Origin of the sequence: Legionella oakridgensis ATCC 33761 = DSM 21215 (assembly GCF_000512355.1) — a bacterium.
In the GTDB taxonomy this organism is placed as follows: domain Bacteria; phylum Pseudomonadota; class Gammaproteobacteria; order Legionellales; family Legionellaceae; genus Legionella_A; species Legionella_A oakridgensis.
The window spans coordinates 635,851-652,363 of sequence record NZ_CP004006.1 but is presented as its reverse complement, the minus strand read 5'-3'; the positions used below and the strand labels follow the sequence as shown (position 1 = coordinate 652,363).

Sequence of the window (16,513 nt, the reverse complement as noted above, 5' to 3'; positions counted from 1 at the left end):
TGAAATTGCTCATTTCTTCATAAACCCAGGAAAAAAGATACTCAACACCATGCAAGTCACCAAGGTCATTACAACCACACTCAATGCAATTAGCACAGGAATATTAACCCAGTAAGCGATTAGCATTTTGCTGCCTATAAACACTAAAATGAAAGCAAGGCCGTATTTAAGCAAGTAAAAACGCTCAACCATATTGGCTAACAAAAAATAAAGAGCGCGCAACCCCAGAATGGCAAAAATATTAGACGTTAAAATAATAAATGGATCTTCAGTCACCGCAAAAATGGCGGGGATACTGTCTAAAGCGAATATTAAATCACTTGTTTCAATTAAGACCAATACTAATAAAAGAGGCGTCACATGCAGTACTTGTTTTATACGTATAAATAATTTTTCCTGGTGCAATTCTTTCGTAATTCTTAAATAGCGACGCATCCAGCGCAACACTGGATTTTTAGCAAGATCTGGTTCTTTGCTGGCAAATAAAAACATTTTAATGCCTGTAATGACTAAGAATATTCCAAATAAATAAAGAATCCAGTGAAATTGAGACACTAACCACACACCGAGTAATATAAACATCAGCCGCATTACAATGGCGCCGAGAACACCAAACAATAAAACGCGTCGCTGATATTCAAGAGGCACAGCAAAATAATGAAACATCATCAAAAAAACGAAACGTTATCAACCGATAGGGATTTTTCGATAAGATAACCCGTGAAAAATTCAATGGATTTCTTATTAGCGACGTCGTGCCCATAATGAGACACAAGATACCACCAGAATAAGGCATTAAAAACAATGGCTAACAAGAACCAAACGATACTCCAAGCCAACGCCTCCTTGGTAGAAACGCGGTGAACTTCCTTCCCTCCGAATAAAAACGCATCAATTGCTAATGTGGAGAGGATAATCATGAAAAATCCTACCCACATCCACCATTCACTAATTGATTCCATCTGTTTTAATTCCCATTAACCAGTAGGTTAATTATTTTTCTTTGGTGGAACAACAAGCATATCAACACCACTCTTATGGAGAATTCGTGTGGCAACACTGCCCATTATCATATAATGCAGTTTTGAATTTCCCTGAGTACCAAACACAATCAAATCAGCTTGCCACTGTTCAGATTGCTCTACAATTGCATCCGCAAAATAACCACCAATTATTTTTTTCTGAAATTTTTTTTGACCCACATGACAAGTCTTCAGAAAGTCATCGAGTCTTTCTATGATGTCTTTCGTTATAGGCGGTTTCGAAGAAAGAACGTCTTCATTCTTATCGAAGAATTGTCTGTGATGTATATCCAAAACATGAAGGACTTGCAGCGTCGCCTGTGGGAAACAATTAAAAGCAAATTCAACTGCGCCTTTGCTGACTTCAGAAAAATCCGTTGTGATTAATATTCGCTTGTAGTCAGCCATTGGTTCTTTTTTAATAAGCAGCGCCGGGATATGACTTTGTCTTACAATAGACTCAGAAGTGGTTCCTAAAAGATAATCATTGATGTAATACTGACCATGTGCGCCTGCCACAATCAGTTCGCAATGGTTTTCTTCAGCATATCGGACAATTTCATCAATCACCCTGCCGGTCAACACTGAAACATGAGAAGAGGAATCGTGAGTGTATTCTTTTAATAAATTAAATAATTGTTGTTCGGCTTTCTTTTTTCTGCAAACAATGCTTGTTGCATTTCATTGATTGGAAATTGCGTAAAATTAGCCATCCATGAGTTATTTAAAATATGCACAAAATGGAGAGAGGCTTTATTCTGCCTTGCCAACGTTGTTGCTCTCTGCAAAGCATAATGAGCATGTTTTGAAAAATCGCTGGCCATTAATATATTATTCAACACGGCTTCCATTCCTTCTAGATTGCCTTCTTTAAGTCTTCCTGATGCGTCAAGACTTGCTTCATAATACTATCTCTCTTAACAGTATAGTTAATTTCATTAATAAAGCCTGGCCAACATGGTTAGTGATTCACAGATTTATCGAATCGGTCTAATACCTATCAATATTTCCTTATGGTGTTATTTGCTCTAACATTTAATCCTTAAAATATATATTTTTCCCCTATCTATAGTGCAATATACCATGCCTCATCAGAACACTCTGAAAATAGACTCAATCCGCCTCTAAATTAGAGATGACTTGTGTCAGCAATTGCATTAGCAATAAATGGTCATTTTGCGTAAATCCCTTTAAGGCAACTTCATTTAATTGTTCAGCACAGCGTAAAATAGTCGATTGGCATTGCTTGCCTTTATCGGTGAGTCTAATCAATACGACGCGTCTATCCATTGAGCTTTGCTCACGCATGATAAATCCGTCCCTTTCCATTCTATCTAATGTTCTAACAGCAGTTGGCTGTTCGATGCCAATGCGTTTGCTCATTTCTGCCTGAGTTACACCTTCCTGCTTATAAAGTTCCATCAGAAAATAGGTGTAAGCATGCGTGATTCCATAAGGTTTTAATAAATCATTCGCTTTTTTAATTAAAAGACGACTGGTTTTTTTTATGAGGGTCGATGTCTTCATGAATTTAAATAACCAAATATATAGCATGCTATATATTAGCATGCTATTATTTCCTATTCCAATCAGGAGTATTTATGAAAAAACAGGCCATATACCAAGTTGATGCGTTTGCTTCGGAACTATTTAAAGGTAATCCTGCTGCAGTCTGTCCCTTAAATAACTGGTTAAGTGATCAGCAAATGCAATTGATCGCAGCGGAAAATAATCTTTCTGAAACTGCATTTATTCTTCCAGAAGACAATCATTATCAGATTCGCTGGTTTACACCCAATACGGAAGTAGCATTATGCGGACATGCCACACTAGCAAGTGCCTTTGTTATTTTTGAACTATTAGGACATCAGAATAATGAAGTGGTATTTCACAGTAACAGTGGTGAATTACGCGTTAAGAAAAACACCACACTATTGCAAATGAATTTTCCAGCACTGCCATATACGCCAACAACGCCACCATCTTCCCTGTTAAATGCACTCAATATTCAACCCAAAGAAAGTTACGAAAGCACCTTTGATTTACTGTTCATTTGTCATAGTGAACGTGACGTAAAAGCAGCCCAGCCTGATTTGCAAGCAATCAGCAAATTAAATCATCGCGGCATCATTTTGTCGGCGCCAGCAAGCATTGGCGATGTATATTCACGCTGCTTTTATCCCGGTTGTGATGTGCCAGAAGATCCTGTAACCGGTTCAGCACATTGCGTCATAGCGCCTTATTGGAGTAAACAACTGAATAAGAAAATAATACATGCTTTCCAAGGGTTGAAGCGCGAAGGAGAATTATGGTGTGAAGTCGTGGCAGATAGAGTTTTATTATCCGGTTCCTGTCAATTGTATCTGCAAGGCCATATTTTCTTACCATAACCATCATTAAAAGGATGAATGTAATGCAGCCGCTCCACATCAAAACACCATTAATTTCATCACAGCATTTGCATAATACCCTAGGCAAGAACATTTACTTTAAATTGGAACTCCTGCAACCAACTGGCTCATTTAAATTGCGCGGAATTGGCAAACTATGCCAGCGTGAGGTGAGAAGAGGCAGGCGATCCTTTGTTGCCTCATCCGGAGGTAACGCCGGCGTTGCAGTGGCCTATTGTGGAATGAAATTAGGGGTGTCAACCACCATTTTCATTCCAAGCAGCAGCCATCCAATGTATATTGACGCCATTAAATCCTATGGGGCTCAAGTGATCGTTGCAGGGGCGGTATGGGATGAAGCTCATCAGGCAGCGGAGATTTTTGCGAAAAATAATAAGGCAGCTTATATTCCACCTTTTGATCATCCCATGCTATGGGATGGACATGCAACCATGATAGAGGAAGTCATTACCCAAGGTTTGGAACCACCGGATGCTGTGATTGTTTCTGTAGGTGGAGGTGGATTAGCTTGTGGTGTTCTGGAGGGCATGCGTCGATACGGCTGGAATCATGTGCCATTAATTGCTGTTGAAACCACTGGAGCCGATTCATTTTTTCAATCGGTTAACGCTAACCGCCATATAACGCTGCCATCCATCACCAGCAAAGCCACCAGCCTTGGAGCAAAACACGTTAGCGAGCGGCTCTTGCAATGGACAAATGAACATACCATCAAAAACATCGTCGTCAGTGATCAGGAGGCAGAGTTAGGGAGTCGTGCTTTTGCAAAAGAGCAACGCATGTTGGTTGAACTGTCCAGTGGCGCTTCTTTATTCCCAGTCTATGAAAATCATTCCATTATTCATCCATTAAAATCCATACTGGTCATCGTATGCGGCGGCATGAATATTAGCCATTTTAATCTATAAATGACAAGAATTAGTCAGCAAAAACTTGCAGATTGATGTTGAATAGCTAAAAAATTATCTTATCTTGACTTGTAAGCACATCAAGTGCAACAGGAACATCCAGTGGTTTATCAATTTCTTTCTCTGAAAACTCAAAATGCCAGTATTCTTTTTCATAGGAAATAAATCCAAAGCGCTGCATCGCTGACTTTAAAATATAACGATGTCGATGAGCATCCGCCCCTATGGTTTTTATATCCGCATTGGTATGAGAAATAGGGTCAAAACAATCAAATGCACTGCCCATATTCAACGGTTCGCCTGTTACCATATCCGCTAGCACAACATCGACGGTATTAGCGTAACAATGACTGGAAACTTCCGCTGCCAAATAACCCAAATTGAGTAATTGCCTCTTCTCAACGGCTGGAAAATATTTCATTTTAGTGGGTAAATCGATCTCATCGTCGTTGGTTTGCTCACACCATCTGACCATATATTTCACGGCTCTTAATGGTCGATAGGCATCATAGACTAATAAGGTACAACCATAATTTACCAGAAGATGCTCTTGCACTTCACACAACTGTTGCAGAGGTTTGGAAGTTAATAATCCAAGATGGACCGCATTTGTATGATAGCCATCAATCACATGCCCAATAAAATTATCAGAAGTCGCATATTTCAACGTTACCTGTATAGGCAAGGTACATTGCGCGCGGCTATACTTAATGATATCAATGAGTTGGTGTTTAATGGTCATGATGCGTGAGTCAAACTGATGTTAAATTTATCTATCTTAACACAACCTGATTGCATTTCCTGCGGTCCTACTTGTTTACAAGCCATTTATCATTATTTTGAAGATAAAATAAATTTAGAACAAGTCATTAAAGAAGTTCCTTATCTTGAAAGTGGAGGAACCCTTGCCATATTACTTGGTTGCCATGCATTAAGTCGAGGTTATCAAGCGGATTTATATTCTTTTAATCTGCATGTACTTGATCCAACATGGTTTAAAAAAAAATCTGTGCTGATACGTGAAAAATTATACGAACAATTAAACCATGCCTCTCATCAAAAAATGCATTTGACCACACAAGCGTATCTTCAGTTTTTGGATCTTGGTGGTCGAATCCATTTCTCAGAAATGAATTTTGATTTAATCAGACAGCAGGTCGATCAAAATACACCGTTGATAAGTGGCCTTAGTGCAACTTATTTATACCAAACCATGCGTGATTATACGAACAAAGAAGATAGGGTTGTCTACGATGAATGGTTAGGAGCACCCAGTGGGCATTTCGTTGTCATCCGTGGCTATGAAGCAAACCCTAATACATTGCATATTGCCGACCCGTACTCCCCCCACCCACTATCACGCGAGCATTATTATTCCATTTCTTTCAGTCATTGGTTACATGCTTTTTTGCTAGGTATCATGACTTATGACGCGGAATTGCTTGTTATTAAACCAGCTGTTTAACTAACCATTCAGAGCAAAAAATATCATAGTAATCTATACTATATTAACCATGCGATTCCTTTAAATAACTCTTATTGAATCAGAAAACGTATGGTGTATGTAAGCTCATTACATGGGAAGTGGGTGAGGTCACGGAGGATACGTCGATGAAATCATTTATATTAAGCATCATTGCATTATCGGCTATGGCATTTAGCCTATCAGCGTCAGCAGATAAAATAGCCATAACGGGTCAACCGATCGTGGTTCAGGAAGAACAAGGCGTTTATGTACCTGCTGCACCAGTCGCAGTAGATCGCGATTATTACTATTTAACCCTTGGAGGTACAAACCGAGTGTGCTATCAAAACGTAAACCCAGCACTGGTTGATGTAAATGCGGGGGTATTTAGTGTAAGACTTGGCGATGAAGTCGTGTCTTTACATTGTTATGATTACAATCCTGATTACTTTGTCATCCAATAATTCAGATTGTATTCAGTAAACATCGTTACTTAGGTAGTGCACCATCCAGGTTTTCCTTAAGCTGGTTACCTTTTGCGGTAACCAGCTGCATTATGCATGCATCCTTTCTCTAAAATCCCACCTGCTTTGCAGAAGCATTAGCTGCAAGTGCGGTAGTTTTTAGCGCTTTAATAAACTTCATGGTGACCTCAACGTATGTATGGAGCCAATATATGAATCAATAAAATTCATATATTGGAAATAATTTAAATAAAGTGGATTATTTATTTCATTAAATAATAAATAACAATCGCTACAGCCGGCAGGGTTATAAAGTAAGCAAGAAGGCGAACACTCGAAGTAGATACTGACTATACATTGTTATCCGCAAACGAATATTGTAGTCTAATTCTATATTGCCTTAGCAGGAAACTAATTTGAAAGAACTCATCCTGGCCACCAACAATCCCGGCAAAATTGCTGAGTTTCAGGCCTTATTGCCTTCCATACAGTGTATCCCTCAACCATCCCTGAATATTCCTGAAGCTGATGAAACAGGCTTAAGTTTTATAGAAAATGCTATTATTAAAGCACGACACGCAAGCCACCTTGGAAATAAGCCTGCACTTGCTGACGACTCCGGTTTGGTTGTAGATGCTCTGCATGGCGCGCCCGGAATCTATTCCGCCCGCTTTGCAGGATCCAAAGCAACAAGCCACGATAATATTGCCCTTCTTCTCACGCGTATGGCTAATATTCCTGATGAACAGCGATCGGCTTATTTCTATTGCACCATTGCATTAGTACGATACCCTGATGATCCCATCCCTTTAATCGCCACAGGACAGTTGTTCGGTAAAATTACTAAAACACCCCATGGGCAGCATGGGTTTGGCTACGATCCTGTATTTTTTTTAAACAAATATAATTGTACAATAGCGGAACTATCTGTTAAAATTAAAAACGAAATCAGTCATCGAGCCATGGCTTTACAACAATTGCAAACTCAGATGAATAACGCATCTTTACTGCACTGATTATTTGGCTAAGCACAACACGCTGATTTCATTATGAAAACTATTTTATTCATTTTGAAGAGATAATTATGGGTTGTACACATTCTTCTCCAGTCTTACCTATGGATGAAACATCGGATAAACCTGAGAGTTTTATTGCTGAATTTATCACCGCTCTATACGATTCCGGCTATCCTCGCAGCCACAGTGCTATGCTGGATGTATTAACAGGACATCTATTAGATAAACACCGCTCCATTGAAGAGTTAGTAAAAACCATTCGCTATTTTGAAACCTTAGCAAGCCATGATGATCATTACCGCTTACTGAATGTAGCAATCTTAATTACCAATCAATCCGAGCAAATTTGGCATTTAAATAGCCAATCATTGCAATTTCTTGCTGAGTTATATGAAAAAAATAGAGAAGCTTTCACGGAGTTAATGACCAAACTACAAACTATTTGCAAGGAAAACAAACTATTTCTTAAAGCAAATCATCTGGATACTGTCATTGCCTCCTTGCAACAGCAAATGCACCTGCCTGCAGAAGCTTTACGGTCAGTGGATGCTTTTTTAAGTGCATCTGGCACTGATTATGCAGCTGCGCTTCATGCACTACGCCGCACGCATGGGCCTGAATTGGATGTCGCTGCCAAAGCACATCATAAATTGCATCATGCCATACCACATGCCCTAGAAATTAAAGAACGTAGTTTGCACGTTGTTACCAAAGATTTAGAATTACTTCATACTGACAGTCCAGATGATCGGTTTTTAAGAGCCATCGCAGGCTTTATGATTGAATTTCATGATCATGAACAGGTTAATAGCGCCCCTTTTGCCAGCGTTGAAGAAATCACTGCTAACCGAATCCTGGGATGGTTAACCGAATCATTGGATCTCGATACACATCCTGAGTTAAAAACATTGCTTGAATTTATGGCAGACCGCATTATCGTATTAGGAACGACAATGGTCTTCAGTCCCGAGCGCACCACCGATCTGTCAGAATTATACGTACTGATGGAAAACGCAGCAAAACACGCCGGCTTTATCGTTTCTGATGCTTCTAATAAAGAATTAATTAGGATGATAGAAGCCGTCATGTTAGTCACAGGCATTTGCGATAAAAATCCAGCCGCGTTGGCAACGATAGTCCGTATGCAACAAACGGATGCAGCTGCTGCAACCTTGCCGCTCCTTCGCCATTACTTACCTCATCCCTTAGTGTTAGAGCGGTTCTTTGCTTCCCCTTCTTTTACTTCTTACAGAGGGGGTGAACCACCATCAACAATGGATATACAAACCTTCCTAATAACACTGGTTCCTCATCTTTGTATGCGCGCCGAACTGTCCGCAAAAAGCAAACCCAAAATAGTCAGCGATCTTATTGAGTTTGTTGCTGAATGCCGCGACCTGCGCAGCAGTGCCCCATCCGATTTTCAAGCTTGGTATGACCGGGAGTTTGAACGCCGTGGAATGGATGCAATCATTGAGGAGTTATTGTTTGCCTCGATTGATGGCGAAGTCGCATTTAGCCGCAGTCAAGTCGGTGGCCTTAAATTTGCTCATGATCGACTTGAGTCCCTGGGATTTCTCACCGAGGAAAGAGCATTATTGATTGACACCACGACTCCAGAAAAAGATGCGGCCAATCTACTTGGTTTTAGGACCTTTTATCAAAACCTAAGCTTGCCAGAAAAGAAACTTCTGGTCCGTGAAATACTATTAACAGCAATAGTACAAGCCGGAGCAATCTATTCTCAACAGCCAGAGCGTGGGTATGTGCCAAGTCCATTAACAGAGCCAGCAACCCCCGCCTCGGAATCAAGAGTTTCCCCACCAAAAGCTATTGTTGCTGGCGCACAGGGTTTCTTGTTATTCTCATCTCCTATAGAGCGACCCACTGAAACTACCACTGGAGCTCCAGGATTAATAAGAGCAACGCATCGAGGGTAGCCATTAACTTATTTTTTATAGAGGATAATGAGCCAGGATATTGAAGCATTATTCGATAAAGCTTATCAATTACAGCAAGAAGATCAATTGATGCAAGCCATTGATCTCTATGAGCAATTGCTAGAGTTATCGCCCAAGCATGCAGATGCGTTGCATTTTCTTGGCCTGGCATATGCTCAACTTGGAGAGATGGAACGTGCCATTGATTATTTTAGTCAAGCCCTTACTATCCAACCCAAGGATGCCAGCTTACACAACAATTTAGCAAACGCTTACAAACGCTTGCATCTCTTGGATAAAGCCACTCATCATTATCAATGCGCGCTGGAGCTTCAGCCTGACTATGCTCAAGCCTACAATAATTTGGCAACCATATATGCGCTGCAAGGAAATTATCAGCAAGCGCTTAATCATTATCGCTTGGCAGTGCATGCGCAACCGGATTTTGCCGCAGCTCACCATAATTTGGGCTTATTGCTGCTGCAGGCAAATCAACTAGAAGCCGCCAAAAAGCAATTCAACAACGTCTTGACTTTAAACCCTAATCATGTGGACGCCAGATTTTATATGGGTGTACTGAATCTTGAAGCTAATCTGCTGGATGAAGCCGAGGAAGCTTTTCAAGAAGTATTGGCCATCGATAGCGAGCATGTGCAAGCCTTAACAAACTTAGGTGTTATCGCGCTAAAACGTGAACAAGGACAAATCGCCATTGATTATTTTACCAAAGCATTAGGATTTGATAATCAACACATGGATGCTCGTAATAATCTTGCCGCAACATTCATGCACCATGATCGTTTTGAAAATGCATTAATGCATTACGATGTTTTGCTGAAAAAAGATCCTAAAAATATTGAATATCTATACAACAGTGGCGTAGCACAAATGACACTCGGTCATCTACAGGAAGCCATCAATCATTTTGAAACGATCCTAACGTTGCAAGATACGCATTTCGCCACACTGAACAACCTGGCAGCCATTTATATCCGCCTGGAGCAACGCGAACAAGCCATTAGCTTCCTCAAACGCGCACTTACCGTTAAGCCAGATGATTCAGCCGCTCAATTTATGCTGCGGGCGCTGACTGGTGATGATAAAAATCCAGAATCAAGCCTCTCTTATGTGAGTAATTTATTTAATAATTATGCTCTTTATTACGATCAACATATGAAAGGAACCTTGCATTATTCCTTACCACAACATATTGCCCGCCTGCTGCACCAATTACATTGCCTCAAGGTCGAGCGCGCCATTGATTTAGGCTGCGGTACTGGCTTAACAGGAATTATTCTGCGAGAAATAACAAGCCACTTAACTGGTGTTGATATAGCCGCCAAAATGTTAGAACGAGCGAAAGATAAAAACATTTATGATGAACTGGTGGAAGCTGAGGTCGTAGCTTTTCTGCAACAAGATAAACATTCGTATGATCTTATTACTGCAGCGGACATACTGCCTTATATGGGTGAATTACAAACCTTGTTTCAAGCCATTCACTCGCGCCTGACTGAGCAAGGATTATTTATATTTACCAGTGAGATTTGTACAGACGGTGCATGGAAACTGCAAGAAAGCGCTCGTTTTTGTCATAGCCCGGATTATATTCAAAGTTTATGCACTCAACATGGTTTGCATCTTTTGCAACAAGAAAAGATTGCCGCTCGCCAACAGCACTCCGATGTTTTAGACGTCATGTTATATGCTGCACGCAAATCCTGATAAACACATTTAAATGCAAATTCAATAGGTTCAATCATGCTTGCTCTCCTGACCAAATCAAGATAGTCTTTTTAAATTAAAGTGGTATCGTTACCATTCAATGGGAGTGCTTTAATTGGACTTACCTTTCACATAGCCGTGTTATAGCAATTGACATCCTATCCCTATCTCTCTTACCAGGATTAACTATGAACCCAAAATTATGGCTATGCGGTATATGTATTGCTTTCTTTCTATCCAATAAACTCTTTGCAGAAACTCAGGTAATCAACGATCTTGTTATGGCAGTAAGTATGCCAAGCTACCCTTATCCATTCAAGCGCGAAGAAGCTGAGATTCGAGCAAAAATGGCCAATATGAAAAACTACTTCAATCAAGTGACAAGAGGCGCCATAACCTTTAATTTTGATTTGGATCATGATGGCCAAGATGAGCTATTTCATATTGTTTTACCTAAAGACATTGATCCCTGCGCGCGCAGAAATGAAATTTTTGCCGAAGCGGTAAAACTGGCCAAATTACAAAATCCCGGGATTGAATTCAATCACAAAACTTTGCTGATTTTAGCAAAAAGTTGTGCTAAACCTGGAAAATGGGGCGCCATGGCCATTGGCGCTGATCGGATTATGTCAAAAAGCTCTCTTGGAGTATACCCACATGAATATGGCCATAATATGGGTTTTCCGCATACGAAACGCGATACTAACAATGATGGCAAAGGCGAAGGATATGGCCAGCAAGATCCCATGGAAGCAGGGGGAACGGTTTTTTATAATGCCCCTCATATATGGGGTAAAAAATGGTTTGGTCAGTGTCCAGAGTGTTTTCAAGATTGGGAGGTCAAACAAAAAACGTTACCATTCAACCCTTGGCAACCTCAGAAGAAACTCATCCTCTATTAATTGCACGCATTGCAGATGACGATGAGCCTGGTAAATACTATTTTCTCTCTTATCGAGCCCCTGTCCCGGGAACTTATGAAGAAAACTTACGCCCCCAAGCACAAACCGGCCTAAGTATTCATCATGCTTCAGGAAAGTTTTTGATGACTTCGCTCATCCATGTGATGGAAGATAACGAGACCTACACGATTCCCAACACCAAAATTACCATTACCCAACATTCTCATGACATCTCTGGAGTAAATATCTCGGCAACATTGGGATATAAGTGCGCGCTCAAACGCCATCGCAAACCTTCAGGGATGGCATGGGGCAAAGGAAGTTTAAAATATCCTTATGCGATTTGTACTGGTGAGCAGCTAGCCTACCTGTCTCAACACCCAAATCTATGGTCGAAGGTTTTTAAATTAGCAGCTGACGTAAATCTAGCTTCCGTACCTTTTACTACGATCGGCAACGAAGATACACCATTTACAGGGACATTTTTAGGCAATTTTAAAACCGTTACTGTCCCTCCTCAACAACCATTATTTGGAACAGTAGCAGGTGCAACCATTAGAGACTTCAATATCAATGGAGCCATTCTGGAGCCAAATGGCGAAGGCCCTTCAGGTATTGTCGCCCAAGTCGCCCGAGACAGTGCTTTTACCAATATTACAGTGAATGATTTCTCGATGACGGCCAAAAATAATCAGGGCATTATCGCTGGATTCGCGGAGCGAAGCACCATGCATCGCATGTCAGTGAATGGAATCATAAAATATGAGAATGATATTGAAAATATTGGCGGTCTGGTAGGCCATGGTTCAGAGTTAATCATCGAACAAAGTAAAGCACAGTTGATATTGCGAGCGCTTACCCCATCAAAAATTACCAATGTAGGTAGCCTTGTTGGTCAACTCAATAAATCTTCTATTTTGAATAGTTATGCCCTGAGTGATTACTATTTGTGGCCGAGCCATAAGAGCCTTGAAGCCGTTGGCAGCTTGATTGGTCGTGCCGCTAACGTAGAATTAAAGCAGGTTTACTTTTCCGGTGATGTGAACGCCCATCCCTCACAAAATCCAGCCTCCTTAGCAGGAGAAATTGCTGATGCACCGAATGAATCGCCGGATACTATTCTTACCGCTCAAGGAGCCCTTCTTGCCATTCGCGGTAATCGCGAAACGCTGGTCGGAGAAAAAGTAACTTTAGAAACGATGTATTCAGCCGATTTTCTATTAGCCAAAGGATTTAACCCCGACCTTTGGCTTTTTGGAAGTAATTCTTTACCTAAACTTGAATATGAATATGATCCCGATGAAGCCCCAGACATCAATGAAGACGAAGAAATTGAAATCAGCGAGCAGTTATCTAATCTTATAGATTGAAAATAGTGTTTTCTAAACACAAGAGCCTTAAGAACAAAAAGTCTGATTATCCGCAGGTAATCAGACTTGATAAGTAGTTTTATTAAATATTCATGATTAACCTTTGTTTGCCTTTATCATTGAGGTTTATAAGGACAACCTTCTTTTCTTAATCGATCTATGCTTGATTGGGCATATTTCCCCAATACGTCTTCCTCCATTGCCAGTTCATCTCCCAAAATTCGTTTTCCTATTTTTTATTTAACAAATGCTTCCCATAATCAGAGATTAAATCCCTGATTTGAATGGTGGACATTTGTTTTGCAGGAGATTCCACATACATCACATATCCTTTGTGTTCCGCCTCTACTATGCCAGCTTCTTCATACAGTGTTTGAAAACAGGTTATTTCAATCATCTCTTTCCTGGGAGCTTTTGTACCGACTATCATGATACGAGAACTGTCCAGATGAACAGCATGGTTTGCACGCCAGCAGGATACAATATTGCGCAGGCCCCTCATTTGCAAATCGCAAACCAACTGACTTAACGTTCCCATCAGTTCTGAGGTATCCTGCAAATATTGCTCTTGGTACTTTTTAACTTGTCTCGGTGATTGACAAGTTAAGGTATCTTGAATGGCCGAAATAGACCTATTCATTAAAGTGATGGATGGTTTTACTACCGCCCCTAACCTAGAAGAATGTTGTTTAACTTGCCTGGATATGGCAGTAAGATCACCGAGTATGCTGGTTAATCCCTCATGCATTCCAGGCTTGTCAATTTCGGCAGCCATTAAAGCATCCCATAGCAAATTAATTTCTACTTTTTTATGTAGAATTGTTTTTGCAAGAATATAGGGTGCACTTAGGGCGGGAGACGGTACCGTTTGTATTTCTGCGTATTCCTTAGCTTCATTTCTTTGCCACAAAGATACATTGAAATTTAAATAAACCACGATATGTCGAATTCCCGCCAATGCGTTAGTTGCAAGTTTTGCATGGGTATCATGGAAATTAGCATTCGCGCGATTGCAGCTCGCGATTAATGCCGATTCATCAGGGCAAGAGCGGAATAAACGATACGGTGTGGTAAGATGGGATGGATGATTAGTAGGTTGATGAGCTGCTAAAAAGATACCCCCGGCTCCTGGCATGGGCAGTAGCAGCACGTGTTTGTTGAGTCAATTGGGACAACAATAATCTTGCCAAAGAGTTTCTTGATAGCATGTTCGTCTCCTAAACGAGTTGATTAAACTACAGAGACATATTAATCAAAAAAAGAGCAAGCAATCAATAGAGAAAAGCAATTACATATTCATCGGATGAGGAGACACCAGAAATGGATTGTTATTTAAACTTGGTTCTAAATTCACATGGGCGCCTAAAAAGGTATCTCTAAATCTTTATCTAACTCATGCAACTGCGTTTTAAATAACGCCTTAATGCTAGCAAGGCCTGCTTGATCGCACGCTTCAAAACGCGCAACCAAACAAGGGGTGGTATTGGAAGCTCGAATCAAGCCCCAACCATGATTAAACTCAACTCGCAAACCATCAATCGTAATCAGACGCGCACCCATAAAATTTGCATGTTCACTAAATCGTTGCATGAACATGAATTTTTCATCATCGGCAATAGGGATTTTAATTTCAGGCGTATTAATACTATTCGGTATAGCAAAAAATTGTTCACTTACCGTATGAGGGGCTTGGCTTAAAATCTCTAGCAAACGACAAGCACTGTAAAGTGCATCATCAAAACCATACCATCGATCTTTAAAAAAGATATGCCCGCTCATTTCTCCCGCTAATGCCGCATGCTCTTGCTTCATTACGGCTTTAACAATTGAGTGTCCAGTAGGGCACATTTTGGCTTTACCACCGTTTTGTTCAATTACATTTGCTAGATGGCTGGAGCATTTTACATCATACACGATAGAAGCACCTGGATTACGGCTAAGAATATCGTGAGCATATAGCATCAACAATCGATCCGGCCAGATGAGCTCTCCGTCGTTGGTAATCACCCCTAACCGATCCGCATCACCATCAAATGCCAATCCAATATCAGCATGATGGGCAGCCACCGCTTCTTTTAAATCTCTTAAATTGGCTTCAACGGTAGGGTCAGGATGATGATTGGGAAAACGTCCATCAACTTCACAATAAAGCGGAATAACGTCGCATCCCAGCCGTTCAAGAATATGCGGCGCGATAGGACCAGCAATGCCATTACCACAATCCACCACCACTTTAAATGGTCGATGCAACTTAATATCACTGACAATACGGTTAATATATTCGTTTAGAATATCGTAAGCTTGATACACTCCTTGTCCACTTAATGATTGAAGATTTTTATTTAAATCATACAGAATTTCAATGTCATCATTTGCCAACGTTTTGCCGGCAAGCACCATTTTTATGCCATTATAATTGGCTGGATTATGGCTACCTGTAACCATCAAACCACAATCGATTGTACTGGCATGCGTTGCGTAATACATCACAGGCGTAGGTACCGCACCAAGATCAAACACATCGATGCCGCTGTCTAATAACCCTTGTTTTAAAGCATTGGCCAACGTCTCGCTGGTTAAACGACCATCGCGAGCTAAAAATAGTTGTTGTCGATTCAAAGCATGCAAACGGCAACTAATGGCTTTGCCTATGCTGTAAAAAGCATTTGCATCCAGTTGTTCATCAATGATCCCGCGAATATCGTAAGCTCTAAATACATGACGACAAACTTGTTTTTGGCGATATGCGGGCTTTCCCATCATTAATGCCTCCCGGAACTGCCAAAACCATCTTGCCCACGAGAACTTTCTGTAAAAGAATCCACAATGGAAAAGGATGCTTGAACAATGGGTAAAAAACTAATTGGGCAATACGCTCGCCAGGATTAACCGTGAAATGCTCCTGACTTCGATTCCAGCATGATATTTTTAATTCGCCCTGATAATCAGAATCAATCAATCCCACCAAGTTTCCTAGAACAATGCCATGTTTATGGCCAAGGCCTGAACGCGGCAAAATAACCGCTGCAAGCGTTGGATCAGCAATATAAATCGCGATTCCAGTAGGCAACAATACAGTTTCTTGTGAGGCAATTTGTATGGGTTCATCAATGCAAACACGTAAATCAAGTCCAGCCGACCCGGGAGTAGTATATGCAGGCAAAGGAATGCTGTTGCCAATACGGGCATCAAGAATCTTTAATTGTATTGCATGTTCCATAGTATTTCTCAAATCAAAAAATTAAAGCCCAAAACAGGAAATGTTTGTAACAAATCTCTTAGGGGAAACA

At 40.6% G+C, this 16,513-nt stretch carries 17 protein-coding genes and 1 pseudogene; 9 read left to right on the top strand and 9 right to left on the bottom strand.

All coding sequences use genetic code 11. The features are described 5' to 3' along the window. Positions 1–9 precede the first annotated feature (9 nt). The 5 genes from LOA_RS03205 to LOA_RS03190 form a co-directional block, all read right to left on the bottom strand. Positions 10–669, bottom strand: a complete 660-nt coding sequence (locus tag LOA_RS03205; RefSeq protein WP_238551311.1) for a TerC/Alx family metal homeostasis membrane protein — start codon at positions 667–669, stop codon at positions 10–12. Beyond that, positions 669–962: a TerC family protein gene (locus LOA_RS15150; protein ID WP_238551310.1), complete on the bottom strand. Its 294-nt coding sequence runs from the start codon at positions 960–962 to the stop codon at positions 669–671. The genes LOA_RS03205 and LOA_RS15150 overlap by 1 nt, the downstream gene beginning before the upstream one ends. A 27-nt stretch (positions 963–989) precedes the next feature. Next, complete coding sequence (locus tag LOA_RS15145) at positions 990–1,592, bottom strand: universal stress protein (RefSeq protein WP_274544621.1); 603 nt, start codon at positions 1,590–1,592, stop codon at positions 990–992. 50 nt (positions 1,593–1,642) lie between these two features. Further along, positions 1,643–1,864: a universal stress protein gene (locus tag LOA_RS15720; RefSeq protein WP_274544620.1), complete on the bottom strand. Its 222-nt coding sequence runs from the start codon at positions 1,862–1,864 to the stop codon at positions 1,643–1,645. A gap of 271 nt (positions 1,865–2,135) precedes the next feature. Next, positions 2,136–2,549, bottom strand: coding sequence for a MarR family winged helix-turn-helix transcriptional regulator (locus LOA_RS03190; protein ID WP_025385116.1), 414 nt, complete (start codon positions 2,547–2,549; stop codon positions 2,136–2,138). A 74-nt stretch (positions 2,550–2,623) separates the two neighbouring features. On the opposite strand from LOA_RS03190, the gene LOA_RS03185 reads away from it, so the two are divergent. Then, a complete protein-coding gene (locus tag LOA_RS03185) occupies positions 2,624–3,412 on the top strand; it encodes a PhzF family phenazine biosynthesis protein (protein ID WP_025385115.1) in 789 nt (262 codons plus the stop codon). 23 nt (positions 3,413–3,435) lie between these two features. Next, complete coding sequence (locus LOA_RS03180) at positions 3,436–4,341, top strand: pyridoxal-phosphate dependent enzyme (RefSeq protein WP_025385114.1); 906 nt, start codon at positions 3,436–3,438, stop codon at positions 4,339–4,341. Between the two features lie 46 nt (positions 4,342–4,387). On the opposite strand, the gene LOA_RS03175 is transcribed toward LOA_RS03180, so the two are convergent. Beyond that, positions 4,388–5,083 (bottom strand): M15 family metallopeptidase, encoded by a 696-nt coding sequence (locus LOA_RS03175; RefSeq protein ID WP_025385113.1) that lies wholly within the window; start codon positions 5,081–5,083, stop codon positions 4,388–4,390. An 18-nt stretch (positions 5,084–5,101) separates the two neighbouring features. On the opposite strand from LOA_RS03175, the gene LOA_RS03170 reads away from it, so the two are divergent. The 7 genes from LOA_RS03170 (at position 5,102) to LOA_RS03140 (ending at position 13,223) form a co-directional block, all read left to right on the top strand. Further along, positions 5,102–5,806 (top strand): C39 family peptidase, encoded by a 705-nt coding sequence (locus tag LOA_RS03170; protein WP_025385112.1) that lies wholly within the window; start codon positions 5,102–5,104, stop codon positions 5,804–5,806. Between the two features lie 146 nt (positions 5,807–5,952). Then, a complete protein-coding gene (locus LOA_RS13625) occupies positions 5,953–6,270 on the top strand; it encodes a hypothetical protein (RefSeq protein WP_025385111.1) in 318 nt (105 codons plus the stop codon). 416 nt (positions 6,271–6,686) lie between these two features. Beyond that, positions 6,687–7,286: an RdgB/HAM1 family non-canonical purine NTP pyrophosphatase gene (rdgB, locus tag LOA_RS03160; protein WP_025385110.1), complete on the top strand. Its 600-nt coding sequence runs from the start codon at positions 6,687–6,689 to the stop codon at positions 7,284–7,286. A gap of 68 nt (positions 7,287–7,354) precedes the next feature. Further along, the gene (locus LOA_RS03155; protein ID WP_025385109.1) at positions 7,355–9,226 is read left to right on the top strand and encodes a hypothetical protein; all 1,872 of its coding nucleotides are present in this window, start codon (positions 7,355–7,357) and stop codon (positions 9,224–9,226) included. Positions 9,227–9,253: 27 nt separating this feature from the next. Beyond that, positions 9,254–10,951 carry a tetratricopeptide repeat protein gene (locus tag LOA_RS03150; RefSeq protein ID WP_025385108.1) on the top strand — a complete coding sequence of 566 codons (1,698 nt, stop codon included), beginning with the start codon at positions 9,254–9,256 and terminating at the stop codon, positions 10,949–10,951. Positions 10,952–11,139: 188 nt separating this feature from the next. Continuing rightward, a complete protein-coding gene (locus LOA_RS03145) occupies positions 11,140–11,853 on the top strand; it encodes a hypothetical protein (RefSeq protein ID WP_025385107.1) in 714 nt (237 codons plus the stop codon). Further along, positions 11,751–13,223 (top strand): M26 family metallopeptidase, encoded by a 1,473-nt coding sequence (locus LOA_RS03140; protein ID WP_158423013.1) that lies wholly within the window; start codon positions 11,751–11,753, stop codon positions 13,221–13,223. The genes LOA_RS03145 and LOA_RS03140 overlap by 103 nt, the downstream gene beginning before the upstream one ends. Positions 13,224–13,452: 229 nt before the next feature. Here the strand turns inward: LOA_RS03140 and LOA_RS03135 are convergent, their stop codons facing one another. The 3 genes and pseudogenes from LOA_RS03135 to dut form a co-directional block, all read right to left on the bottom strand. Further along, the gene (locus LOA_RS03135; RefSeq protein ID WP_148294858.1) at positions 13,453–14,358 is read right to left on the bottom strand and encodes a hypothetical protein; all 906 of its coding nucleotides are present in this window, start codon (positions 14,356–14,358) and stop codon (positions 13,453–13,455) included. A 227-nt stretch (positions 14,359–14,585) separates the two neighbouring features. Then, the gene (locus LOA_RS03130; RefSeq protein WP_025385104.1) at positions 14,586–15,986 is read right to left on the bottom strand and encodes a phosphomannomutase/phosphoglucomutase; all 1,401 of its coding nucleotides are present in this window, start codon (positions 15,984–15,986) and stop codon (positions 14,586–14,588) included. Continuing rightward, positions 15,986–16,443, bottom strand: a pseudogene (dut, locus tag LOA_RS03125) (dUTP diphosphatase). The gene LOA_RS03130 and the pseudogene dut overlap by 1 nt, the downstream one beginning before the upstream one ends. Between the last annotated feature and the right edge of the window lie 70 nt (positions 16,444–16,513).

Excerpts from the sequence above, each read along its gene's own strand:
- LOA_RS03185 (WP_025385115.1), top strand. The coding sequence starts at position 2,624 with ATGAAAAAACAGGCCATATACCAAGTTGATGCGTTTGCTTCGGAACTA.
- LOA_RS03130 (WP_025385104.1), bottom strand. The coding sequence starts at position 15,986 with ATGATGGGAAAGCCCGCATATCGCCAAAAACAAGTTTGTCGTCATGTA.
- LOA_RS15150 (WP_238551310.1), bottom strand. The coding sequence starts at position 962 with ATGGAATCAATTAGTGAATGGTGGATGTGGGTAGGATTTTTCATGATT.
- LOA_RS03190 (WP_025385116.1), bottom strand. The coding sequence starts at position 2,549 with ATGAAGACATCGACCCTCATAAAAAAAACCAGTCGTCTTTTAATTAAA.
- LOA_RS03135 (WP_148294858.1), bottom strand. The coding sequence starts at position 14,358 with ATGCCAGGAGCCGGGGGTATCTTTTTAGCAGCTCATCAACCTACTAAT.
- LOA_RS03205 (WP_238551311.1), bottom strand. The coding sequence starts at position 669 with ATGATGTTTCATTATTTTGCTGTGCCTCTTGAATATCAGCGACGCGTT.
- LOA_RS03170 (WP_025385112.1), top strand. The coding sequence starts at position 5,102 with ATGTTAAATTTATCTATCTTAACACAACCTGATTGCATTTCCTGCGGT.
- LOA_RS13625 (WP_025385111.1), top strand. The coding sequence starts at position 5,953 with ATGAAATCATTTATATTAAGCATCATTGCATTATCGGCTATGGCATTT.
- LOA_RS03180 (WP_025385114.1), top strand. The coding sequence starts at position 3,436 with ATGCAGCCGCTCCACATCAAAACACCATTAATTTCATCACAGCATTTG.
- LOA_RS03175 (WP_025385113.1), bottom strand. The coding sequence starts at position 5,083 with ATGACCATTAAACACCAACTCATTGATATCATTAAGTATAGCCGCGCG.
- LOA_RS03155 (WP_025385109.1), top strand. The coding sequence starts at position 7,355 with ATGGGTTGTACACATTCTTCTCCAGTCTTACCTATGGATGAAACATCG.
- LOA_RS03140 (WP_158423013.1), top strand. The coding sequence starts at position 11,751 with ATGGTTTGGTCAGTGTCCAGAGTGTTTTCAAGATTGGGAGGTCAAACA.
- LOA_RS03145 (WP_025385107.1), top strand. The coding sequence starts at position 11,140 with ATGAACCCAAAATTATGGCTATGCGGTATATGTATTGCTTTCTTTCTA.
- LOA_RS03150 (WP_025385108.1), top strand. The coding sequence starts at position 9,254 with ATGAGCCAGGATATTGAAGCATTATTCGATAAAGCTTATCAATTACAG.